General features: G+C 57.7%; 2 protein-coding genes. Both read left to right on the top strand.

The window, feature by feature from the left end; all coding sequences use genetic code 11:
• The coding region (locus ABX749_RS32150) for an efflux RND transporter periplasmic adaptor subunit (protein ID WP_372899634.1) at nt 1-548 on the top strand (548 nt) is incomplete at its 5' end.
• Nucleotides 549-669: 121 nt separating this feature from the next.
• On the top strand, nt 670-1,621 hold a 952-nt coding region (locus tag ABX749_RS32145; RefSeq protein ID WP_372899633.1), incomplete at its 3' end, for an efflux RND transporter permease subunit.

The raw sequence follows: 1,621 nt of genomic DNA, 5'->3' as shown, positions 1-1,621 counted from the left end.
TGGTCAACCGTATCGACGTCAGTGAAGCCCAAACCGTGACCGCCGGTGCGGTGCTATTTGAGATCGTGAACCTCGATACGATTTGGATTCGTGTTTCGGTTTACGTCGATCTACTCAGAGATATCCAATCCGATGAAAACGCTCAACTAGTGTCATTGTCCGGTGACCCGCTACGCGAACCGATCGTTGCCAAACCGATTGCGGCTCCGCCCACGGCCGACGCGTTTTCGTCCTCGGCCGACGTGTATTACGAAGTCGATAACCGACAAATCGGGCTGCGTCCTGGACAACGAATTGGTGTCGAGTTGCCAATGTCGCAGCCCCAAACATCACGGATCGTCCCGGCGGCATCACTCATCTATGACATCTACGGAAACGCCTGGGTTTATGTAGAAACGGGCCAGCGGCAATACACGCGCCAGCGAGTGGCAGTTCAGTTTGTCGAAGCGGACGAAGCCATGTTGGCCAAAGGGCCTGGGGTCGGTACGCCCGTTGTCGTCGATGGAGCTGCGGAATTGTTCGGTACCGAATTCGGAGCGGGAAAATGAGCATCGAACGCAGCAGCACCGTTCCGCCGCCGCAACCAAAGTCAGACAACGCATCGAATCCCCAGCGTAGATTGCAACAGCTCGCCGCCGCCCTGCTTTGCTCGGTAATGGGGGCGGCAGTATGAATTGGCTGATTCGAACGTCGCTGCACTTCCGTTTACTCATCATTGTGTTGGCGATAGCACTGATTGTCGTCGGCGTCCGCACTTCCGACTCGGTGCCGCTGGACGTTTTTCGCGAATTCGCGCCTCCGTTGGTCGAAATTCAGACCGAAGCTCCCGGCATTGCCACCGAGGATGTCGAAAGTCTGATCACCGTCCCGATCGAAAATGCGGTTAACGGCATTCCGTTTGTGCAAACTGTCCGCTCCAAATCAGTGTTGGGTCTATCAAGCGTCCGGCTGATCTTCGAGTCAGGGACGGACCTATTGATTGCCCGTCAATTGGTGCAGGAGCGACTGGCTCTGGTTTCACAGCAACTTCCGATGGTGGCCAAGCCGCCGGTCATCTTGCCGCCACTCTCGTCGCTTAGCCGCTGTTTAAAGATCGGATTGTGGTCCGATACGCAATCGCAGATGGACATGACCGTGCTGACGCGATGGACGATCCGGCCACGGTTGATGTCGATCGCTGGGGTGGCAAACATCGCGGTGTGGGGCGAGAAAGAACCGCAATTGCAAGTCATCGTGGAACCCGATCGGCTGCGGGCCAGCGGAATCACACTCGACGCCGTTTTACAGACGGTCCGCGATGCCACTGCGGTGGGCGCTGGCGGTTTCGTCGACACCGCTAACCAACGACTGGCCCTGCGTCACGTTCCGGCCGTCTATACGCCCGAGCAACTCGGTGAAATCGTGATCGGATTTCGTACCGCGACATCGCCCGCTGCCACTGCAACTGCCTCTCCCACGCCGACTCGGGTTACGGCGTTGCCGACGACCCCACTGCGGATCAAGGATGTTGCCGAAGTAAATTACGATTACGCGCCGCCGATCGGCAACGCGATCATCAACAGCCGGGCGGGATTGTTGTTGATCGTCGAAAAGCAGCCATGGGCCAACACGCTCGACGTGA

Source organism: Stieleria sp., assembly GCF_041595215.1.
GTDB lineage: Bacteria > Planctomycetota > Planctomycetia > Pirellulales > Pirellulaceae > Stieleria > Stieleria magnilauensis.
The sequence above is the reverse complement of the archived record's forward strand: the minus strand, read 5'-3'. Positions and strand labels throughout refer to the sequence as shown.